Origin of the sequence: Rarobacter faecitabidus (assembly GCF_006716265.1) — a bacterium.
GTDB classification, from domain to species: Bacteria; Actinomycetota; Actinomycetes; order Actinomycetales; family Cellulomonadaceae; genus Rarobacter; species Rarobacter faecitabidus.
Window position 1 is genome coordinate 1 of record NZ_VFOS01000006.1, and the last position, 20,120, is coordinate 20,120.

A 20,120-nucleotide genomic window follows, 5' to 3' on the forward strand; every position below is an offset into this window, starting at 1 on the left:
GTGCGCCGCGGATTGAAAACGAACGACCCGGCGAAGTACCGCAGCGAGAAGCGGCCCGCTGGACGAGTGGTGCGCGGAGAATCCTTCAGCCGTGCCACGAACCAGGCCGCGAGGCCCACGGCGACCAGGCCCGGGAGGGCGAACCGCAGACCGTCGGCCGCCACCAGGTTCACCACGAGCGTGCCGCCGAGTATCGCGAGCGGGCTCGTCATCCCGACCATGCCGGTCACTTTGCCGCGCTGGACGCCCGGAATCTGATCGGCCAGCGTCGCGTTAGTCGCCGCGAACGCCGCATTCACCGCGAACTGGGCCGCGCACCAGGCGAACGCCAGGAGCGGCACCGATGTTGTGAGCCCACCGAGCAGGAGCGCCCCGAGCGCCACCACGGCGCCGCCCAGGATCCAGGGCCTTCGCCGCCCGAAGCGGGACATCGTCCTATCGGAAAGCCGACCGGCGAGCGGGCTCGCCACCAGGGCGGACAGTGCGCCCAGCGACAAGATGAGCGAAAGCGCGGCGGTGGCCTCGTCCTGCGAGACGATGTGCTTCACCTTGAACGACAGCGCGACCATCGCGGGGGTGAAGACGGCGAGGTAGAGGCCGAAGCTCGCGGCGAAATACCCCCGCGCATAGCGATTCAGCGTGCGTGGCGCCAGAGGAGCGGTGGCGGGCGAACTCATGGCTGTTCCTCAAAGGCGTCAGTGCTGGTCAACGAGTGCCCGAGGGCACGCTTCGAACCTACCGCATGGCCGGGGCGGGAAAATCGGCATTCGTCCCCCGGCGCCGGTCGCGACGAACCCGGCGCCGCCCGCAACGAGTTGGCGACGCCGGGTGCCGGGGCGATGGTCGGCCTACGACCAGGAGTTCCAGTTCTCCCACAGCGAGCCGCTGAAGTTGAGCCGGCCGCGCTGGTCCGCCTGCCAGTTTCCGCCCCACTTCTCGATGCTGACGCCGCCCACGCGATACCCATTCAGCTTCAGGCCGCGGGACTGGGTGTGCTCGTTGCCGATCGTGACCGGTGTTCCTGAACCGTCCGTGTAGGCCTCGAAGCGCGAGAACTGGTTGCGGTCGGCTTCCGATCCGGACCGCACCGGGCGATCCCACCCATCGATCGACAGGTTCTTGATGAGGATGTTCTCCGTGTTCGACTGCGCATACACGCTGATGGCGCAGTTGACCGGCCCTTCGACGACCGTGTCCTCAATGGTGATGTTCTTCACCGTCTGGGAGCGGTCGGCGGTGTTGGTCGCGCCCATGTCCGCCCAATGCGAGGACGAGTTCACCACGCAGGTGTTGTACTGGTGATTCCATGGGTGCATCCGATTGTGGATGACCTGCGTTCCGCGCACGGTCACCCCGTCGATGTTGCGCGGTCCCCAGCCCCACTGGATGACCGGACCGTTCTCGAACTTCCACACCACGGTGTTATCGATCGATACGCCCGAATGGTAGATCTTCAGGACATCGTCGTTGGCGTTGACGAAGGAATCGGTCATCCGCGAGCCGGTGTACAGCTCGGGCCCGTCGGTCTGCCAGTACCAGGAGCCGACCTGCTTGAAGTGCTCGACGCGCATTTCGAAGGTGTTCTCGTCGCCGTGCACCACGAACGAGTGGTACGGAGGCTCGGCGATGGTCACGCCGTGCAGGTCGAGATACTGCTGACGGCCGCCCGCGGAACTGAACTGCAGCATCTTCACGCACGAGCCATGGCAGTTGTCGGAACTTTGCGCGCGCCGCTGATAGCCGTTCGCCAGGTCGGACTCGTAGACGTACTGCTCGCCGGAGATCACGCCGTAGCCGGTCACCTTGTAGACCCCCGCATTGTCGTTGTTCGAGAACGTGAAGGCTCCCTTCACGTAGGCGCCGGGGGCGAGGTACACCCACTTCACTCGCGGCGGCAGGGTGACGTGGTACTGCGATCCCATGTAGTACGTTCCGGGTGCGAAGTAGATGATGTCGGCGTCCACGTTGTGCAGGTTCGTGGCCCAGCCCTGTGCCGGGTAGTAGATGTCGCCGGCCCACGATTGGGGGACCACGCGGTTGTAGTCGGTGTGCCCGGGCGTGATCATCGGCTCGGCGAAGATCAGCATCGAGTTCCGTGGCTCCCGGTTGGCGATCACCGTCGGATCCGGGCTTCCGTTGCCCCCGGCGGCCGACGACTCGTCGTAGACCGTATACAGCTGCGGATCGAACTCGACCGAGAAGCGGAATCCCGAGGGGGAGTACGGCACCTTGATGCGGATCGTGGACGCGCCGACTTGCACCTTCTCGAAGTTGAGCGCGCGCGGCCGGATGGTCACTTGGTCTTTGGACGAGATCGTCTGGCCGGTCGTGAGGGTCACATCCACCCACACGTCGGTCGAGTACAGGAACGTCGACCAGCTCATGGTGAGGTTCGCATCGGAGGCGAACTCGGCGCCGTCAACGTGGTAGTAGCCGAGGTTGGGATCGCTGTAGCCGGGCTTGCCCTTGCCGCCGCGCGGAATAGAGAGGTACGTGAATGAGTCGTACCACGGATAGGCGGGCCCGGCATCGGCGACCTTCACCTCGTAGAACGGCGATTCACGCACCTTGTCGTTGGCGATTGTGGTGCCGGTGTTCCGCTCGCCGTTGTCATGCCACCAGGTCTTTAGTTGCGGAGTGTCCGCGATCAGCGGCGCGGCCGCGGCGGACGGTGCGGTCACTGCGCCGACCGTAACGCCGCCGAGGGCAAGCGCGCAGGCGGAGATGACGGCTGTGAGGCGGCGGCGGATCGTGTGATGGCGCGGGTTCTTCACGTGCATGGCGGGTCCTCGCTCTTCGTTGAGTCCAGGGGATGTCGGCCGCGTCGTTGCGCCCGAACCGTTGTAGAGAGCCTAAGCCATATGCGTCCATTGTGCACATCATTCCTGAATCTTTTAAACGGTAAAGACCTTAAATATTCCCCTGGATGGCGCGATGCCGAGAATTTGTTTGGCTCGTGAACTTCGACCATCGTCTTTAGAGTTACTGGCGGTCACAATGCCATTGCTTTTGCCGACCTCTTTGGATATGGTGATCCAAAGCCGAGTGAGGGTTGCAATGCTGCGATCTGAATCTGGTTAACGTCAGCGCTGACTCCAGTGAAAGGTCGAACAGTGCCCCGCAGAACCCCCGCCCTAGTCCGCTTCCTCGGCTTGTCCGCCGCTACCGCGCTCGCCTTCGTGGGCCTTCCGGCGTCCGCATCGCACGCGGATGTCGCCGAGGATTGCGGCGTCCTGCTCAACCAGCCGGTCCTATTCAGCGATCCGGCAACGAGCCTCACGGCCCAGGTCAAGATCACGGCGGTGGCCGCCGGCTCCTGCCTGCGTACTTACGAGCTCACGTACAACAATCCGGACGCCTCGCTCGCCCCGGCCACCCACGTCTTCACCGAGCGCGCCGACCGTCCGCGTGTCCGCACGTCCAACATCGCGCTCGACGCCGTCTACGCGTGGTCGATCGATGAGGCCGGGCAACTGGAGACCAACACCGTCACCAACGGCAACTACAACGGGGACAACCCGATGAACTGCAGCGCCGACGGCATCGGCTGCTACATCACGGGCGCCAACTGGTCGTACGTGTGGACGCGCGACACCGCCTACGCGGCCGCCCTGGGGCTCACCTCGCTCGACCCGCTGCGCATGCGCAACTCGCTGAATTTCAAGATCTCCGATCGCAGGACGGGTTGGTACGACGAGGTTTCCGACAGGCAGATCCTGCAGGACACCGGAACCGGCGGCTCGTACCCCGTCTCCACGGACCGCACCAGTTGGGCGGTCGGGGCGCGCGCTGTCAGCCCCTGGCTGCCGGACTCATACCGCGAGGCCTTCGACAGCCTCACCTATGAGGCGCTGAGGAACACGATCGAGCACGATCGCAAGGTGGCCTACAACACGGAGCGCGGCCTATACACCGGCGAGACATCCTTCCTCGACTGGCGCTGGCAGAACTACCCGAGCTGGATCGGGTACAACATGAACAAGATCGCCGAGTCCATGTCGCTGTCTACCAACGTCACCCACTGGACCGCCATCAACGACGTGGCGGACCTGGCCGAAGCGGCCGGCGACGCGTCAGCGGCGGCCAAGTACCGCGGCTGGGCCGACGAGTTGGCGCAGACCATCGACGATTCCTTCTGGCTCGAGGGCCGCGGCGAGTACTCGTCCCTCATCACCGGCGAACTCGACCCCGCGCCCACGGATCGGTTCGACGCGCTCGCCACCGCCCTCGTGGTCCTCTCCGGCATCGCGCCCGCGGACCGCGCCGCCCGGGCCGTTGCCAACTACCCCGAGACGCCGTTCGGGGCTTCGACGATCTGGCCCAACCAGAATCCCGCGCACTACTCCGAGTACGGCAGCTACCACAACGACTCCATCTGGCCGTTCGTCGTGGCGTTCATGCACAAGGCGGCAGTGCGGGTCGGAAACGACACCGCCGCCGCCCGGCAGTTCGATGGGCTGATCCGGATACCGCTGATCTACGGCTCCAACTACGAGAACTACAACATCAACAACGGCGGTTCCACGAACACGCGCCTGAACTCCAAGCGCCAGACCTGGTCCGTCGCCGGCGTGCTCGGTGCCTTCCAGGAGGACATCTTCGGCATCCGCGCCACTGCCCAAGGGCTCACGGTCGATCCGTTCGTCACCGCGCAGGTGCGCAGCAAGTACTTCCCGGACGCGGACGAGATCCGCTTCGAGAACCTCGCATACAAGGACTCGACCGTGAACGTCACCGTGAAGCTACCGGCTGGCGGAGCCAGCAGCGGCGCCTACGAGGTCACCGGCCTGAAACTCAACAACGCGGCCGTCGACCTCGATTCGGTCTTCACCTCGGCGCAACTCGGATCCTCGTCCACGATCGAGGCGACGCTGGGCGATGCAAAGCCGAGCGTGTCCGCTGCGGCAGTCAAGACCATCGACGGCGGCGAGCAGCAGTACGGTCCGAACTACACCTACAACATCGCGGTGGATCCGGACTACGTCTCCGGCAATGTCGGGCTCACGTTCCACCAGAACTGGCAGGACACATCCAACATGTCGATGGATGTGCTGCGTGACGGCAAGGTCATCGCCGAGAACATCCCGGCGGACGGCAATTACATCGATACCACGGCCGAGCCGGATCGCGTGTCGCACTGCTACTCGACGCGGCTGCGCTACAACTCGTCGGGGAACACGTCCCAGCCCTCGGCCGCCACGTGCATCTGGGGCCCCGGGCATGACAGGGTCCAGGACATTAGTTCGGCCGACTTCGACCACCACGGCGGAGAGAAGCGGGAATCGTTCGGGCGCCCGATCATCGGCGGTTGGGGGCAGGATAAGGCCGACGACGCCACGACCCCGGTGCTGACCGTTCCCCGGTCGGGCCGCTACCTGGCCGCGTACGAGTACTTCCTCGGTTCGACCCCCAGCGTGAACGACGGCCTCAGCGCGGGCATCAAGATGCTTGACGTCATCGACGTCACCGGCGGGGGGAGCGACATCGTGAAGTCGCAGATCGTCGTCATGGCTTCCCGCGGGACGTGGGGCGACGTGAACGAATCGACCTTTGTCCCGGTCGATCTGCAGGAGGGGCACGAATACCGGTTCCGGCTGCGCAACGACCGCGTGGCCGTGAACATGGGCTACTTCCAGGCGAACACGCTGTTCAACGGACTCGCCAGTGAGCCCTTCGGATACATCGACCTCATCGAGTTCAAACTGCTCGGCAAGGAGTTCATCGCCCCCCTGACCGCGGGCACGGTGAGCGTCTCGGGAGTCGCGCAGGTGGGTGCCGAACTGACCGCGACCCCCGTCGACTGGCCCACCGACATCGAACTCGCCTATCAGTGGGCGGCCGATGGGGACGAGATCCCCGGCGCCACCGGCGCGACGTTCACCCCGGGCGTCGCTCAGCTGGGAAAGACAGTCACGGTCGAGGCCAGCGCGATCAACATTCCGGTCAACAAGTACGGAAGTCAGACCGCGGCTGCAAGCTCTGACCCCACCGCGCCGGTCGCGCCGGCGGCGCTCGTTGCCGGCACGGTTCACGTCGACGGCAGCCCCGTCGTCGGGCAGTCGCTGGCCGCCGTCACGAGCGGCTGGCAGGACGGCGTCGCGCTCACTTATCAGTGGTCGGCCGATGGCGCCGACATCGCGGGCGCGACCGGGGACGAGTACACCGTCACGGCCGACCAGCTCGGCAAGGTAGTGCGCGTGGTCGTGACCGGAACGGGCGATGCCCGCTACGGAAGCCAACCGCCGGTGTCGGCAACCTCCGCGCCCACGACCGCGGTGACCTCACCCGCGTGGACTCCGGGAACCGTAGTCGTGAACGGCACGGCGCAGACGGGCCAGGCGCTGAGCGCTGTAGCGGCTGATTGGCCGGCGCACGTCGCGTTGACGTACCAGTGGACCGCGGACGGCGCAGACCTCTCTGGCGCGACGAGCCAGACCCTGACGCTCACGCCCGCGCACATCGGTCAGGTGCTGCGGGTGAAGGTGACGGGCGTCTCGTCCGATCCGGACTTCGGAACGGCACCACAAACCGTCACGTCCGCACCCACCGCGGCCGTGGCGCCCTTGCCCCTCGCGGCAGGGTCGGCCGAGTTGTCCGGCACGTTCGTCGTCGGCGAGACCGTGACCGTGGCCGCATCCGGCTGGCAGGACGGCGTCACCCTCAGCTACCAGTGGACGGCGGACGGCACCGCGATCGCCGGGGCGAACGCTGCCACCTTCCCGGTGACCGCCGCTCAGATTGGGAAACGTCTGCGCGCTGTAGTCACCGGAACCGGTGACGCGCGTTATGGCACGCAGGCACCCGTCGCCGCCCAGACTGCTCAGAGCGAGCCCGTGGCCGCTAAGTCCTGGCCGCCGAACGAGGTGACCGTGGACGGCCTGTCCAAGGTGGGCGAACGACTCACCGCTATCGGTGGCTCCGCGCCGGACGGCACGGGGTGGGCGTTCCAGTGGCTCGCCGACAACGCCCCGATCGCCGGTGCCACCGGCTATTACCTGGACCTCGACGCGACCCTGATCGGCAAGAAGATCTCGGCGCGCATCACCTGGACGCTCGGCCCCGACTACGGCGGTGCCACCCCGTCCGCCACGAGCGCGCAGACCGCAGCGGTTCTTCCCCTCGACTTCATTCCCGGATCGGTGACGATCTCCGGCCCGGTGACCGTCGGCGGCACGCTGACTGCCACCCCGACGGGATGGCAGTCGGATGTCGCGTTCGGCTTCCAGTGGTTCGCCGACGGTCAGCCGATCGCTGGGGCCACCGGCTCCGAACTCGTCCTGACGCCGGCCGTGCAGGGCAAGGCCATCACCGTCGCTATCACGGGAACCCCGACGGGGGCGCAGTACGGGTCGCAGGGCGCCGTGACCAACCCGCCGACCGCGAACGGCATCAGCGGGCAGACGGTGAGCGCAACCTGGCTACCCGGCACCGCGACCATCACCGGCACCGCCAAGGTACGCGAGGAGCTCACCGCCCACACGTCCGACTGGCCGGCTCACGTGGGCCCGTTGTCGTATCAGTGGCTCGCGGACGGTCAGCCGATCCCCGGGCAGGCCGCAACAACCATCTCGCTGACCTCGGACGTCATCGGGAAGACTATTCAAGTGCGTATCTCCGGCGTCTCCGCGCTCCCGGCTGAGCACGGCGCCGCCACGGTGTCCGTGACATCCGACCCGACTGTCGCCGTAGCGGCGCTCCCGATCCCCGAGGGGACCGTGACGATCAGCGGCAGTGCGATCGCGGGGGAGGTCCTAGCCGCCCACGCGCAGGGCTGGCCCGCCGGAGCCACCCTCACCTACCGTTGGCTCAACGACGTGGGCGAGATTGCGGTTGGTCCGGATCACCTCACCCTCACACCTGGGCTGATCGGATCGGCGATCCGCGTGGCCGTGACTGCGACCATTCCTGACCCCGACTTCGGCGGCGCATCCGTGACGGTGACCTCCGAGGCCGTGGGACTCGTCGCGGCCAAGTCGCTGGCCGCGCCCGTCCCGCAGGTGATCGGCGAGGCGCGCGTGGGCAGGACGCTGACGGCAGCGCCGGGGGCGTGGGCAGGTAAGGCCGAACTGTCCTACCAGTGGCACGCCAACGGGGTGGCGATCAAGGGGGCAACCTCGGCCACGCTCAGCGTCGACTCCTCGTTGCTCGGGAAGCGCGTCACCGTCCGCGTCACGGGAGTGGCCACCGACCCGCTGTTTGCGCGGGCCACCGCCGGTGCCACCTCCGCCCAGACGAAGCCCGTTGCGCGCGGAGTGCTGCCGAAGGTGAAGGCCGCAGTGACCGGCAAGCTGCGGGTCGGCAAGAAGGTGCGGGCAAAGGTGTCTATCGCCGCCTCCGCCAAGCCCGTGAAGGTTACGTACCGCTGGTACGCGGGCAAGAAGACGATCAAGAAGGCTACGAAGGCGGCCCTCAAGCTCAAGCCATCCTGGGTGGGTAAGAAGATCCGCGTCAAGGTCACCGTGAGCAAGGCCGGATACGCCTCGGCTAAGGCCACCTCTAAGGCCAAGAAGGTCAAGAGGTAGATCTGCACGGGTGACGGGAGGGCCGGGAGTACTGCTCCCGGCCCTCCCGTCCGTCTGGACTCCGAAGGCCTGCGCGGATCGGATTCGCCCGGCGCAAGGACTGACGGTTGCGAGCACGGTGCCGCCGCCCGCGCTTGTCGCGGTCGCCGCGAATATCGGCTGGACAGGGACGGCAGCATTCGTAGACTGGTTGAGTGTCATCAATCAGTAGCGTGACGGGCGGCCCGGCGGTTATCCGCGCGGCCGGCCTGGTCAAGACGTACGGCGAGAAGCGAGCCGTCGACGGAATCACCTTCGAGGTCCCAGCCGGTGAATCGTTCGGCCTGCTCGGCCCCAACGGCGCCGGAAAATCGACCACCATGCGCATGATCGGTGCGGTGAGCACCCGCACGGCGGGGCAGTTGCAGATCCTTGGCTTGGACCCCGACGACCACGGACCCGAGATCCGCTCGCAGCTGGGGGTCGTGCCCCAGGCCGACAACCTCGATACCGACCTGCGCGTCCGCGACAACCTGCTGGTCTACGGCCGCTACTTCGGGCTCGACCGCAAGGTCATCGCCGCCCGCGCCGACGAGCTGCTCGACTTCGCCCAGCTGACCGACCGGGTGAACGCTCGTGTTGAGGACCTGTCCGGCGGCATGAAGCGGCGCCTAACGATCGCGCGCGCCCTCATCAATGAGCCCCGCATCCTGCTACTCGATGAGCCCACCACCGGCCTCGATCCGCAGGCCCGCCACATCCTGTGGGATCGCCTGTTCCAGCTCAAGGAGCGCGGCATCACCCTGATCCTCACCACGCACTATATGGACGAGGCCGAGCAGCTCTGCGATCGACTCATCGTGGTCGACGAGGGACGGATCATGGCGGAGGGTTCCCCGGCGGCGCTCATTCGCGAGCACTCGTCCCGCGAAGTCCTGGAGGTCCGCTTCGGCACCGACCGCAACGCATCCGCGGCTGAGGAACTGCGCGATCTCGGCGATCGAATGGAGCAGCTACCGGACCGCATCCTGATCTACGCCCGCGACGGCGAAGCCATCCTGCAGCAGGTGCTACGTCGCGGCCTCGAACCGCTCACCTCGCTGGTGCGCCGCTCCTCGCTTGAGGACGTGTTCCTGCGCCTGACGGGACGGAGCCTGATCGAGTGAGCGCTCCAACTCCAGCAACGGAGAACTCGTCCGCGAAGCTCCCCGCCCAAACCCTGGACGAGTTCCGCGCCCGCGCCATGGCCGGAGGACGTCGCCCCCGCCGCCGCGGGACCTGGTACGTCGCCTTCGGTCGCTTCTACAACATGCGCGCCTACCTGCAGACCATCGTGTGGACGGCGATCGGTACGCCGGTGCTCTACCTGTTCGCGATGGGAATCGGCTTGGGCTCGCTGGTGAGCGCGAACCTGGGGCACGGCGCCGTCGGCGGCGTCGACTACCTGACCTTCGTCGCCCCCGCGCTGCTGGTCACCGCGGCCGCCTCGGTCGGTAGCGAGGAGATGACCTACCCCGTCATGCTCGGCTTCAAATGGAACCCGACGTTCTTCGCGACCAACGCAGCGCCCATCTCGCCCGCGCAGATCATCAACGGGCTCGTCGTGTCCGTGATCGCGCGACTGACGTTCGTGACGAGCATCTACCTCGCCGTCCTGCTCGCGTTCCGTGCTACCGGATCCGCCTGGTCGTGGCTCCTCGTACCTATCGGTGTTCTCACCGCGCTCGGATTCAATGCGCTGATCATGGCGTACGTCGCAACGATCCAGCAGGACACCGGACAGATCGCCATGCTGATGCGCTTCGTCGTCATGCCGCTCACCTTGTTCTCCGGTACCTTCTTCCCGCTCGACACCATGCCCGGCTACCTCCAGCCGGTGGGCTGGCTGTCCCCGCTGTGGCACGGGGCGCAGCTCGCACGCACCGCCTCCTACGGCATGGCCGAACCGTGGTGGCTGATAGCGATCCGTGTCTGCTACCTCGGCGCTCTCGCGGCGGCGGGCTGGCTCCTGTCGCAGCGAATCGCCGCAAGGAGACTGGGACGATGACGATGACGGGAATCGTTGCGGCGTCCCACCGCCGCCCACGACGCCTCGCGGACCCCGCGATGTATTCGGGGAACGCGCGCGTCGTGCTGTGGCGCGGTTGGCGCGTGGCGTCGCGCACGCACGTCGGGGTGATGATCTCAGGGTTCTTCGAGCCGATTTTCTACCTCCTGTCGTTCGGCATCGGCCTGGGCGCCATGGTGGGCACGGTCACGGCGCCCGATGGACGAGCCATCCCGTACGCCGCCTACATCGCCCCGGCCCTGCTGGCCACGTCCGCCATGAACGGGGCCATCTACGACTCGACGTGGAACGTCTTCTTCAAGCTGAATCACTCCAAGCTGTACGACGGAATGCTAGCCACGCGGCTCGGCCCGCTCGACGTGGCGCTCGGCGAGATCGGCGTGGCGCTCATCCGCGGGGCGGTTTACGCCGCCGGGTTCATGGTCGTGATGACCGCTCTCGGACTCAACCTGTCGTGGTGGGCGCTCGCGGCGCTCCCCGCCACCGTGCTGATCGCGTTCGGCTTCGCCGCGCTCGGCATGGCCGTGACCAGCTACCTCAGGACGTTTCAGCAGATGGACTGGATCAACTTCGTGCTCCTGCCCATGTTCCTGCTCTCGGCGACGTTCTACCCGCTGAGCGTCTACCCGGTGGGTGTGCAGTGGTTCATCCAGGCGATGCCGCTATGGCATGCCGTCGAACTGGTGAGGTCGCTCACCACCGGCGCGGTTCACCCCGCAATACTGTGGCACGTCGCCTACTTCGGCGTGCTGTGCCTCGTGGGAATCCGCTTCACTGCCGCGCGTTTGCGGGCGCTGTTCCTGACGTAGGCGCCGCGCTATCCGCGTTGCCGGAATGTGCCGCGCCGGCCTCTGCGTCGCCGGGTTGCGCCGCGCCGGTCGGCCCCGGGGCACCCCGCACGGGATAAGGTTCCGGCTCCGCCCGGTCGGGGGGATCCGTGGCCGCGGTTGAGGCCACGGACGGCGAGGCCGGGTCCCCGACCGCGCCCTCGCGATCGCGGCCTCGTCCCGATTGCCTGCGCGCGCGATCTCGGAGCCCGGAGATCACCAGCCACGCCCCGTACGCGAGCAGCGCCACCGCGGCGATCGTCACGAGCGCCCCGCGCGACGAGGGGTCGAGCCAGGTCGACACGTAACCGACGTACGGGACCGCGTACCAGAGCTTGCCGCGGATCTGCACCTCCCGCACGGGCTCGGCGTCGGCTACGTTGTTGTTATCGCCCTTGGTGACGAACTGCAGCTCGCCATCCGCGCGGAGGCCCTTCTCGACCACACGGTGCGTGGCGACGGCGGGCTTGCCCGATTCGAGTTGGTAGGTGATGACGTCGCCCACCTGGAGGTCGTCGGGTGCGACGGGTCTGATGATCACGAGCGTGCCCACGGGATAGTGCGGCTCCATCGAGGAGGACAGCACGGTGAGCGGCGTGGCGCCGAACGCGCGCGGCACGATAATCGCCGCGAAGGCAATCACTATGACCATTGCCAACACGATCGAGCTGACTGCTAACCCGATGTAGCGCACCGTCCGGCGGGCGGGCGACAGCGTCGACATCGCTTTTCCGGTCACGCGGTTTCCTCTTTCCTTCTCCGTCGCCAGGCTGCCAGCGCCGCGATCAGCGCACCTGCCAGGATCATCCCCGCGCCCGCCGCCGTGAACCGGCCGACCGCACCCGCACCGGTGATCGGCAGGCCTCCCTGGCCCTCCGGATCGTCCCCAGTGCCGGGAATATCCACGGCATCGTCTCCCGTTGCCAGCGCGCAAGTGGCTGCATCGGCGGGAGCGGGCGCCGCCGCATCGGTGAGAACCGCACGAAAGCTGAACGTCGCCCTCGCGCGCTGGCCCTGCTGACCGCTGAGATTCCCGAGCTTGGCGCTGACTCGAAGTTTGACCGTCTCCCCCGCGTTCAGCCTGAGGGAGTGACGCAACACGACGCACTTACCGGCTCGCGAGATCGTGGACGATGAGCCCGCGCCGGCCACTGGCTCCGGGCGGGCTGCAAGTTCGAGATGGGCGGCCAGTTGCGGGTCCGTCGACGATGCTTTGATGAGATCGAATCGCAGGCGCCCAGCCGTCGACCCGTCGTTGCGCAGCCAGATGATCCGCTCGATCTTGTCACCGGGGACAATGCGGAACGAGGAGTCGAACAATGGCCCGGGTATGGTGCGGGCGAAGTTGGTGCCGTCCGCAGAGAGCATGATGGCCTGATCCGCCGCTTGCGCCGGTGTGACCGTCATGGGTGCGAGTACCAATAGCGAGGCGGCAAGTACGAGTCCGGCCGCGCGAGCCCAATTCGCAGGTGTCGTCATCGCGCGCATCACCCCACCCCATCGGTAGCGGTGATGGTGTTGCCGCTGTTGCGATTGAGCGTTATCCCATCGAAGATCACGGTGCTCGTGCCGTCGATGACGATGCGCCACTGGCTCGTTCCCGTGGGAACGGTCAGCCCGAGCCACCCCGTGCCGCGGGCGAAACTGAGTGACGTGCCGTTCGTTGCTGTGCCGACGTTCGTCCAGGTGGAGCCATCGAGCCGTTGCGCCCGGTAGTTCGCGTTCGAGTTGCTGTTCCACGCGAACGTCACGTTCGTGCCGTTCGTGAATGTGAGCGGTTCGCGGGTGAGGGTCAGTACCTGATTCGCGCGGTCCGCCGCTGCGGCCGAGCACGCGGCGGTGCTCAGTTGCGCGCCTCCGGACGCGGTATTCATCGCCAGGCATCGGCCCGTGGTGTGTGCGATCAGCTGGAACGTGGTGTTCGAGACGCGCTGGATCTCCCAGAGCTGGTTGGTCGCGGATGCGTTCAGGGTGCTGATGAGCACGTCGTTGGACGCATTGTGGGCCAGCCGGGTGCCGAGGCCGGAGGAGTGCCGCGGACGGAGGCGCACGAGGTTCGGATTGGCAGCGCCGACCGGCAGTATCTCCCACCGCTGGCTTGAATCGCTGTGCGCCGTCCACGTGATGACACGCGTCCCGCCACCGCTGCTACCGCTCACATCGAGGCGCAGACCCGTGTCGGCGCGGCTGATGGTGAACCAGTTCGACAGGCCGGTTCGGACGTAGTTGGCGCTGTCCACCTCGGCGTAGGGGTAGATGAGCTCGGTGTTGACGGTGGTGCTCGCTGCGTGATTCACGGTTCCGGCCCAGCCGTCGGCGTCGTCGAACGTGACCGTCAGGGCGGCGGATGCCGACGTGGAGCCACCGCTCTGCGCGAGGGTCTGGCGGTTCGTCACGGACGTGCGCACGCAATAGCGCTGCGCGGCTCCCACCGCGAGAGACACGGGCGTGGACATGCTGTAGGACGCCCACGTTCCGCTTCCGGCGCTGCCCGGGACGGTGGTCGCGGCCGTGCACACGGCCGCGGAAGCCACCGGCCACACGTGAATGGGCAGGAGCGCGGGGACTGCGCCGGGCGCCGTGATGGTGAATGTCATCGTCCCCGCCGTCTGACCGCTGTTGATGATGACGAAGTTGCCTGTTGCGGCGGCCGTGTATGCCGTGGCCAGGAAGGAGTGATTCGCGAAGGCTGGCTGCAGATCGCCGAAGCCGGTCGACGTGGCGCTCACGGACCGCGTGGTCGCCGTGCCGTTTGCCGTTGCCGCCGACGTCCAATACGCGAATGCCGCGGTCGAGCCGATCACCACGCAGAACATTGTGAGTAGCGCTATGGGCGCCGCCGCCGCGTACCCGATGCGCTGGCGCATCTCAGCTCGCCGCCTGCGTTGCGGCCAGCGTGACGGCGAAGGATATGGACTCGCCCGCGCGAGCGATGGGCACTGAGTTCTGCAGGGTCATGACTGCGCAGAGCCATTGCGTCTCGCCCGCGGTCAGGTGGGTGAGCGTCGTCGCCGGGAAGGCGGTGAGCGCGCCGAAGACACCGCCAGTGAGCGATGTGTTGCACGCCCCCGCGTTCGCCACCTCGACGATGCGCAGGTTGGCGTAGTCCTTGATCAATTGCGTGCTCGAAACCGTCACAGCCGCCGTGATCGTCGAGTGTGCGTCGTTACCACTCGTGACATTGAAGGCGATTGCCTGGCCGGCGTTCGGGGCAAGCGCCCAGGGGCCGAGCGATGCGGTGGCGGAGCCGTTGATTCTCAGGCTCAGCGTGCCCGCCTGGATGGTCGATCCGGGCACAGTGGTCGATGCGTTGAGGTACGCGAACGTGCCGCCAACGCCCGCTATCGCGGCCAGGATCAATGCGGCGATGAGCGCTGTGGCAGGTGCCAGCTTGCGCAAGGGGACAGCCGAGGAAATCGATCCTCTCGGTGCCGCGTGCCGTGCTCGTGTCCTCATGCTTCACCCCCCGGTTTGCGCATTTGTCGATAGTGGCGTTCAGCCGTGTGAACTGGCCCGCTCGCTACCGCACGCACGAGTGGCAATGTCATTGCCGTTCGGTCGGCGTGCGCGTAGCGCGAGCCTTGAGTCCCGCCTGATGGGATCCGGGGCGGTGCCGCAGTCATTCCCGCTGATGGGATACGGCACCGCCCCGGAGTAACCCACTCATCATCAGGGCTGTACCTGCTGCACGGTGAGGTTGAAGTTGCTCAGGGTGACGGCACCGGTCTTGGCCGGGTTGTCTTCCGTCGTGGGGTCGCCAGCGAAGGGCCAGGTGATCGTCGCCGTGACAGTGACGGTGTGCGTGCCAGGTGACGGCATGGTCCAGGTGGTGCTGCCATTGATCAGCACGGTGGCGGATGCGCCAAGTCGATCGGCCAGAGCCGTGTTCTGTGCGGTGACGGGCGTCGCCGCGGCGATTGCTCCGTTGCCGAGGCCGGCCGTGGCGCGCAGGTTGTCGCCGGTGCCGGTGATCGTGTAGGTCGCCGTGTACCGCAGTACGTCACCGGGGACTGCCCGGAAAGAGGCGATGTTGGACACCACGGCGTTGGTGACGGTTCCGTTCGACACGGTCCACGCCGGTGCCGGAGAAGCAGCCTGCTGCACGGTCAGGGTTCCCGCCGTGATGGTGGCGTTCGAACCGATCGCCGCCTGGTCGTTCCAGTAGGCCAGCGTTCCCGCGCCTCCGAGTAGCAGTGCGACGCCGATGCCACCAGCGATGGCACCCTTGGTGATCTTGTTCATGGTCCAGCTCCTAAAGTGTGGAGGCGGCATGCGTCGTCGCCTCGATATAAGCGGCGCGGGCGGGTTTGCCTGGGCGCGATGGACTCATGCACTGCGGAGTGTGCGGGTCCGTGCGCCAACATTAGGAGCGTGAATGACCTATGGGGAATGGGTCTATGGGTGTTTTCACCCGTGAAATGACGGAAAAACCGCCTCCGAAGCGTTTTTTGTGACCGTTATAACTCGCGGAGATCCTAAAGAACTGATACGAACACCGGGCTGCGCTGGTACATGGCGCGAACCTGAATGGTCTTGCCGGGGCGCGGCGCGTCGATGATCTTGTTGCCGCCGAGGTAGATGGCTACGTGGCCGGGACTCCAGATGATGTCGCCGGGCTTTGCCTTGCTGCGCGAGACGCGCTTGCCGATGCTGCGGTAGGCAGACGAGGTGCGCGGCAGGTTCTTTTCGAGCGCATCCTTGAAGACGTATTTGGTGAACCCGGAGCAATCGAAGCCGCGGGGCGTGGACCCGGCTGCCCGGTATGGGACCCCGATCTGCTCCTTCGCCGCGAGGACCACGGCCTGGCGCGTTGTGAGCACGCGGATGCGCACGCGCTTGACGTTCGCCCGAACACCCTTGGCGCTCGCGGCCTTGCCCGGCTGGACGATGACGGCAAGGCGGCCCTTGCCTGAGCGCAGCTTTGCGGGGAGCCGGAGCTTGATGACGCTGGCCCTCATCGTGCGAACGGCAACCTTCTTGCCCTTCCACTTCACGACGACGCGCGCCTTCTTGCCCGCCCCCTTGGTCTTGATGCGCAGGGTGATGCGGTCGTGCCCCTTGACCACTGTCGTGTCGGACTTGCGCACCTTGAGGCGGAGTTTGTGGGTTCCGCGCTTCTTCGCGGCCTTCTTCGCGGGGATGGCTGTGGTGGCGGCCGCGGGGATGGCCGTGGACGAGTTCGCCGCGGGAGCCGCGGCGAGCACAGTCGCTCCCAGGATCGTCGCGACGGCGACTGCAAGGGGTGTGGTGAGTCGGGTTCCAGCCCGCAGTGCGGGCTGTGAGCGCACGGTGGCGCTCTTGCTGACGTCAATCGTCACAAGTTACCTCTCGACGCCTGCGAAGTTAGCTGTCGGGTTCGGGCTCAAGGTCTGCCCGGCTGGCTGTGCCAGCTTCACCCCCGCCGGAATCAACGTTCCGGCCGTGGGTCCCCCGCCGCTGCCGTGTCTATGGGGCCCGCAACCGGTGGCAGCGCTCGGCGTCCGGTCGCGAGGTCCAGGCCTTGTGGGCCGTGGAACAAACGAGAACCACACTAAGCGGGGCTCTTGGGGAAACCCGGGATTCTCGGGTCAAGGACCGGTTCAGGGCGGCAAAGTTGCGTCAACTGCGGGTCAAAACACCAGGTCATCGCAGGAATGTGAGTTGTCTCACAATTGGTCGAATCCGCGCAAGTTCTTCACAACTCAGCACACGGGATGCGGCTATGTCGCGCACGTTTCGCGTCGTGACCAAAACGAGACGTTGGTTTCACCTTCCTGAAACGGCACCCTCCCGAAGGTGAAATCCAGGCTCCCTAGCGTGCTGAGTACGGTCATCGACACTACTCGGAGGAAACATGAGTCAGAGAAAGACACTCACCGCTGGGGTCGCGCTTCTTGCTGCGGCCACCCTTGCGCTAACCGGTTGCAGCTCGGACAGCACCTCGTCCACCGCAACGTCCACCGGCACGGAAACGCCCGCCGCCACCTCCGATGCGCTCGTAGTGGGTACCCTGCTACCCGTGACCGGTACGCTCGCGTTCCTCGGCCCGCCGGAGGTCGCCGGTGTCGGCCTCGCGGTCGAGGACATCAACGAGGCCGGTGGCGTTCTCGGGAAGGACGTGTCGATCGTGGCCGCCGATTCCGGCGACTCGACCGACATGAACGTCTCAACCCAGGGGGCCACCGAGCTCATCAGCAAGAAGGCAAACGTCGTTATCGGCGCGGCCTCGTCCTCAGTGTCGCTGAACGTTGTGGACCAGATCACGGAGGCGGGGATCATGATGATCTCCCCGGCGAACACCTCCACGACGCTCTCGGGCTATTCGCCGCTGTACTCGCGCACCGCTCCGCCGGACACCGTCCAGGGCGCGGCGCTCGGATCCGCGGTGCTCGACGCCGGCCACACGAAGGTCGGAATCCTCGTCCAGAACGAGGACTATGGAACCGGCCTGCGCGACAACGTACAGAAGGCCATTGAGGCCGGCGGCGGCGAGGTCGTCTACGGCGCGACCGGCGGCGGCCAGGAGTTCCCGCCCGGCGAGTCGAACTTCGCCTCCTACGTTTCGGAACTGCTCGCGGCCAAGCCCGACACGATCGTGATCGTGGCCTTCGAGGAGACGGTGGCCATCATTCAGGCGCTGCTCTCGGCCGGCTGGGATGCGTCCAACGTGTTCCTGTGTGACGGCAACACGGCCGACTACTCGGAGAACTTCGACGCCGGTACGCTCGAGGGCGCGCTCGGCACGATTCCGGGAGCGCAGGCGCCGGAGGACTTCCAGAAGCGGCTCTCGGACTGGCACGAGACCAACGAGGGCGCGGCACTGAAGGACTTCTCCTACGGTCCCGAGTCGTACGACGCGACGATCCTCGCCGCTCTCGCGGCCGTCCGCGGCGGTGCCACTGATGGGCAGACCATCGCCGACAACCTCCGGGCGGTGTCCGGGTCCGAGGAGGGCTCGGTGGAGGTCACAACCTACGCCGACGGTGTCGCGGCTCTCGCCGAGGGCAAGGAGATCGCCTACAAGGGCGTCGCCGGTATCGGCCCGATCAACGAGCAGATGGATCCGTCATCGGCGTACATCGGGGTCTACAAGTTCGACGCCGACAACAAGCCGGTGTTCGACCACGCAGTAGAGGGCAAGATCTAACTCACCCTGACAAGGTAAGGCGCCGCCCCGCGAATGGTTCGCGGGGCGGCGCCTTTGCTTGGCCACTGTGTTCCCGTCGGGTTCGGCGAGATATGCCCCGGCGCCATCGAGGGCCCTTCGGACGACCTCACGCCGGCCCGTCTGCCCGTCCGTTCCGTGCGGTGCTGTGCGCCCGGGCGATTTGCGGTGGACCGCGAAACGTCACCAATGGACGCAGAGGTCCACCAACGCGACTTAGTCTCGGCGCGCGGTAAGTGGTGGTCCGGGGCGGCTACAGCTTGCGGTGCATGACGTGCAGTCCGACCAGGCCGAAGGCCGGGTGCTGGTACGCCCTCGGAATCGTGGCGAGGACGGCGAAGCCGAGCGACTTCCACAGGGCCACGGCGGCTGCGTTCGTCTCCACGACGGCATTGAACTGCATGGCGACATACCCGTCCGCGCGTGCGGCCTCGATGACGTGCTCCGCGAGTGCGCGGCCAACGCCGCACCCCGCGGCGGCGGGGGACACCATGAATCCCGCGCCGGCCACGTGAGAGCCCTGGGCGGGTTGATTGGGGTGCACCTCGGCGGTGCCGATGATCTCGCCGCCGGTAGCGACGGCCACGAACACGCGCCCGTAGGGTTTAGACATCCACCAGGCCCGGGCGTCATCCTCGCTCGATCCGACTGGCCAGCAGTACGTCTCGCCGGCGGCAAGGATTGACCGCATGAACGACCATATTCCCGGCCAGTCGGCGGGGGACGCATCCCGGATGGTCGTAGGGGCGGCCGCGCCGCTGCCGGCGGTCACGAGTTCGCCGTCGCCGGCTTCGATCGCCACCTACGCCTGGGCCTTCCGTTCGGCGGCGTCGCTCTCCACGTCGGCGGCGAGGGTTCCGAGGTAGAGGCTGATCACCTTAGGATCGTTGAGCAGTTCCCGGCCGGGCCCCACGTAGGCGTCTCGTCCTTGATCCAGGACGTACCCGCGATCGCAGATCTGCAGGCAGCGCCGCGCGTTCTGTTCGACCATGACGACCGAAACGCCGGTCTTGTTGATCATGCGGGTGCGGATGAAGGCCTCGTCCTGCAGGGCGGGGGAAAGACCGGCGGAGGGCTCGTCGAGGAGGAGCACGGAGGGGCGCATCATCAGCGCGCGCCCCATGGCGACCATCTGCCGCTCACCGCCCGAGAGTTGCCCGGCGCGCTGGGTGCGGCGCGCGGCCAGTTTGGGAAAGATATCGACCACGTACTCCCAGCGCTCGGCGAACAGCTTTGGCTTGAGGAACACGCCCATGCGCATGTTCTCCTCAATGGTGAGTGAGGGGAAGACGTTGTTGTTCTGCGGCACGAAGCCCACTCCGCGCGCCACGAGCGAGTTGGCTTTCTTGTTCGTGATGTCCTCACCCTCGAGCCGCACGGTGCCGGAGCGCACGTCCACGAGCCCGAACAGTGACTTGAGCAGCGTTGACTTGCCGGCACCGTTCGGCCCGATGATGCCGACGAGTTCGCCGGGCGCCACCTCGAGGTTGCACTTGTTGAGAATGTTCACCCCTGGCAGGTAGCCCGCCACGAGATCATCGGCAACCAGTACCGGTTCGGTAACGTTCGTCGTCATCGTG

General features: G+C 66.6%; 15 protein-coding genes and 1 riboswitch. Of the genes, 5 read left to right on the forward strand and 10 right to left on the reverse strand.

Annotation, left to right across the window (positions count from 1 at the left end; all coding sequences use genetic code 11):
- Both FB461_RS11620 and FB461_RS11625 read right to left on the reverse strand, forming a co-directional pair.
- The coding region (locus FB461_RS11620; RefSeq protein ID WP_142122303.1) for an MFS transporter at positions 1–677 on the reverse strand (677 nt) is incomplete at its 3' end.
- 171 nt (positions 678–848) lie between these two features.
- Positions 849–2,780, reverse strand: a complete 1,932-nt coding sequence (locus FB461_RS11625) for a family 49 glycosyl hydrolase (protein WP_142122305.1) — start codon at positions 2,778–2,780, stop codon at positions 849–851.
- Positions 2,781–3,113: 333 nt separating this feature from the next.
- On the opposite strand from FB461_RS11625, the gene FB461_RS11630 reads away from it, so the two are divergent.
- The 4 genes from FB461_RS11630 (at position 3,114) to FB461_RS11645 (ending at position 11,378) form a co-directional block, all read left to right on the forward strand.
- Positions 3,114–8,522, forward strand: a complete 5,409-nt coding sequence (locus FB461_RS11630) for an MGH1-like glycoside hydrolase domain-containing protein (RefSeq protein ID WP_142122307.1) — start codon at positions 3,114–3,116, stop codon at positions 8,520–8,522.
- Positions 8,523–8,716: 194 nt separating this feature from the next.
- Positions 8,717–9,667: an ABC transporter ATP-binding protein gene (locus FB461_RS11635; RefSeq protein ID WP_142122309.1), complete on the forward strand. Its 951-nt coding sequence runs from the start codon at positions 8,717–8,719 to the stop codon at positions 9,665–9,667.
- Positions 9,664–10,548, forward strand: coding sequence for an ABC transporter permease (locus tag FB461_RS11640; RefSeq protein ID WP_246046244.1), 885 nt, complete (start codon positions 9,664–9,666; stop codon positions 10,546–10,548). The genes FB461_RS11635 and FB461_RS11640 overlap by 4 nt, the downstream gene beginning before the upstream one ends.
- 2 nt (positions 10,549–10,550) lie before the next feature.
- Complete coding sequence (locus tag FB461_RS11645) at positions 10,551–11,378, forward strand: ABC transporter permease (protein ID WP_425466926.1); 828 nt, start codon at positions 10,551–10,553, stop codon at positions 11,376–11,378.
- Here the strand turns inward: FB461_RS11645 and FB461_RS11650 are convergent.
- From FB461_RS11650 to FB461_RS12390, 6 genes are all read right to left on the reverse strand, one after another.
- Positions 11,341–12,135 carry a signal peptidase I gene (locus FB461_RS11650; RefSeq protein WP_142122313.1) on the reverse strand — a complete coding sequence of 265 codons (795 nt, stop codon included), beginning with the start codon at positions 12,133–12,135 and terminating at the stop codon, positions 11,341–11,343. The two genes, FB461_RS11645 and FB461_RS11650, sit on opposite strands and share 38 nt — an antisense overlap.
- A complete protein-coding gene (locus FB461_RS11655; RefSeq protein WP_142122315.1) occupies positions 12,132–12,803 on the reverse strand; it encodes a hypothetical protein in 672 nt (223 codons plus the stop codon). The genes FB461_RS11650 and FB461_RS11655 overlap by 4 nt, the downstream gene beginning before the upstream one ends.
- Before the next feature lie 80 nt (positions 12,804–12,883).
- Positions 12,884–14,263 (reverse strand): RICIN domain-containing protein, encoded by a 1,380-nt coding sequence (locus tag FB461_RS11660; RefSeq protein ID WP_142122317.1) that lies wholly within the window; start codon positions 14,261–14,263, stop codon positions 12,884–12,886.
- Between the two features lies 1 nt (position 14,264).
- Entirely contained in the window at positions 14,265–14,795 is a 531-nt protein-coding gene (locus tag FB461_RS11665; protein WP_170222752.1) for a SipW-dependent-type signal peptide-containing protein, read from the reverse strand.
- 270 nt (positions 14,796–15,065) lie between these two features.
- Positions 15,066–15,638, reverse strand: coding sequence for an alternate-type signal peptide domain-containing protein (locus tag FB461_RS11670; protein WP_170222753.1), 573 nt, complete (start codon positions 15,636–15,638; stop codon positions 15,066–15,068).
- Positions 15,639–15,871: 233 nt separating this feature from the next.
- On the reverse strand, positions 15,872–16,714 hold the full coding sequence (locus tag FB461_RS12390) for a C40 family peptidase (protein WP_246046245.1): 843 nt from the start codon (positions 16,712–16,714) through the stop codon (positions 15,872–15,874).
- Positions 16,715–16,861, reverse strand: a riboswitch (cyclic di-AMP (ydaO/yuaA leader). It abuts the gene before it with no gap.
- 368 nt (positions 16,862–17,229) lie between these two features.
- Here FB461_RS12390 and FB461_RS11680 point away from each other — a divergent pair.
- Positions 17,230–18,522, forward strand: a complete 1,293-nt coding sequence (locus FB461_RS11680) for an ABC transporter substrate-binding protein (protein ID WP_142122323.1) — start codon at positions 17,230–17,232, stop codon at positions 18,520–18,522.
- A gap of 271 nt (positions 18,523–18,793) precedes the next feature.
- On the opposite strand, the gene FB461_RS11685 is transcribed toward FB461_RS11680, so the two are convergent.
- Both FB461_RS11685 and FB461_RS11690 read right to left on the reverse strand, forming a co-directional pair.
- A complete protein-coding gene (locus FB461_RS11685; RefSeq protein WP_246046246.1) occupies positions 18,794–19,342 on the reverse strand; it encodes a GNAT family N-acetyltransferase in 549 nt (182 codons plus the stop codon).
- Positions 19,343–20,116, reverse strand: a complete 774-nt coding sequence (locus FB461_RS11690) for an ABC transporter ATP-binding protein (RefSeq protein ID WP_142122325.1) — start codon at positions 20,114–20,116, stop codon at positions 19,343–19,345.
- Positions 20,117–20,120 lie beyond the last annotated feature (4 nt).

Coding starts and splice junctions, on each gene's coding strand:
- FB461_RS11660 (WP_142122317.1), bottom strand. CDS start 14,263: ATGCGCCAGCGCATCGGGTACGCGGCGGCGGCGCCCATAGCGCTACTC.
- FB461_RS11655 (WP_142122315.1), bottom strand. CDS start 12,803: ATGACGGTCACACCGGCGCAAGCGGCGGATCAGGCCATCATGCTCTCT.
- FB461_RS11670 (WP_170222753.1), bottom strand. CDS start 15,638: ATGAACAAGATCACCAAGGGTGCCATCGCTGGTGGCATCGGCGTCGCA.
- FB461_RS11645 (WP_425466926.1), top strand. CDS start 10,551: ATGACGGGAATCGTTGCGGCGTCCCACCGCCGCCCACGACGCCTCGCG.
- FB461_RS11680 (WP_142122323.1), top strand. CDS start 17,230: ATGAGTCAGAGAAAGACACTCACCGCTGGGGTCGCGCTTCTTGCTGCG.
- FB461_RS11625 (WP_142122305.1), bottom strand. CDS start 2,780: ATGCACGTGAAGAACCCGCGCCATCACACGATCCGCCGCCGCCTCACA.
- FB461_RS11690 (WP_142122325.1), bottom strand. CDS start 20,116: ATGACGACGAACGTTACCGAACCGGTACTGGTTGCCGATGATCTCGTG.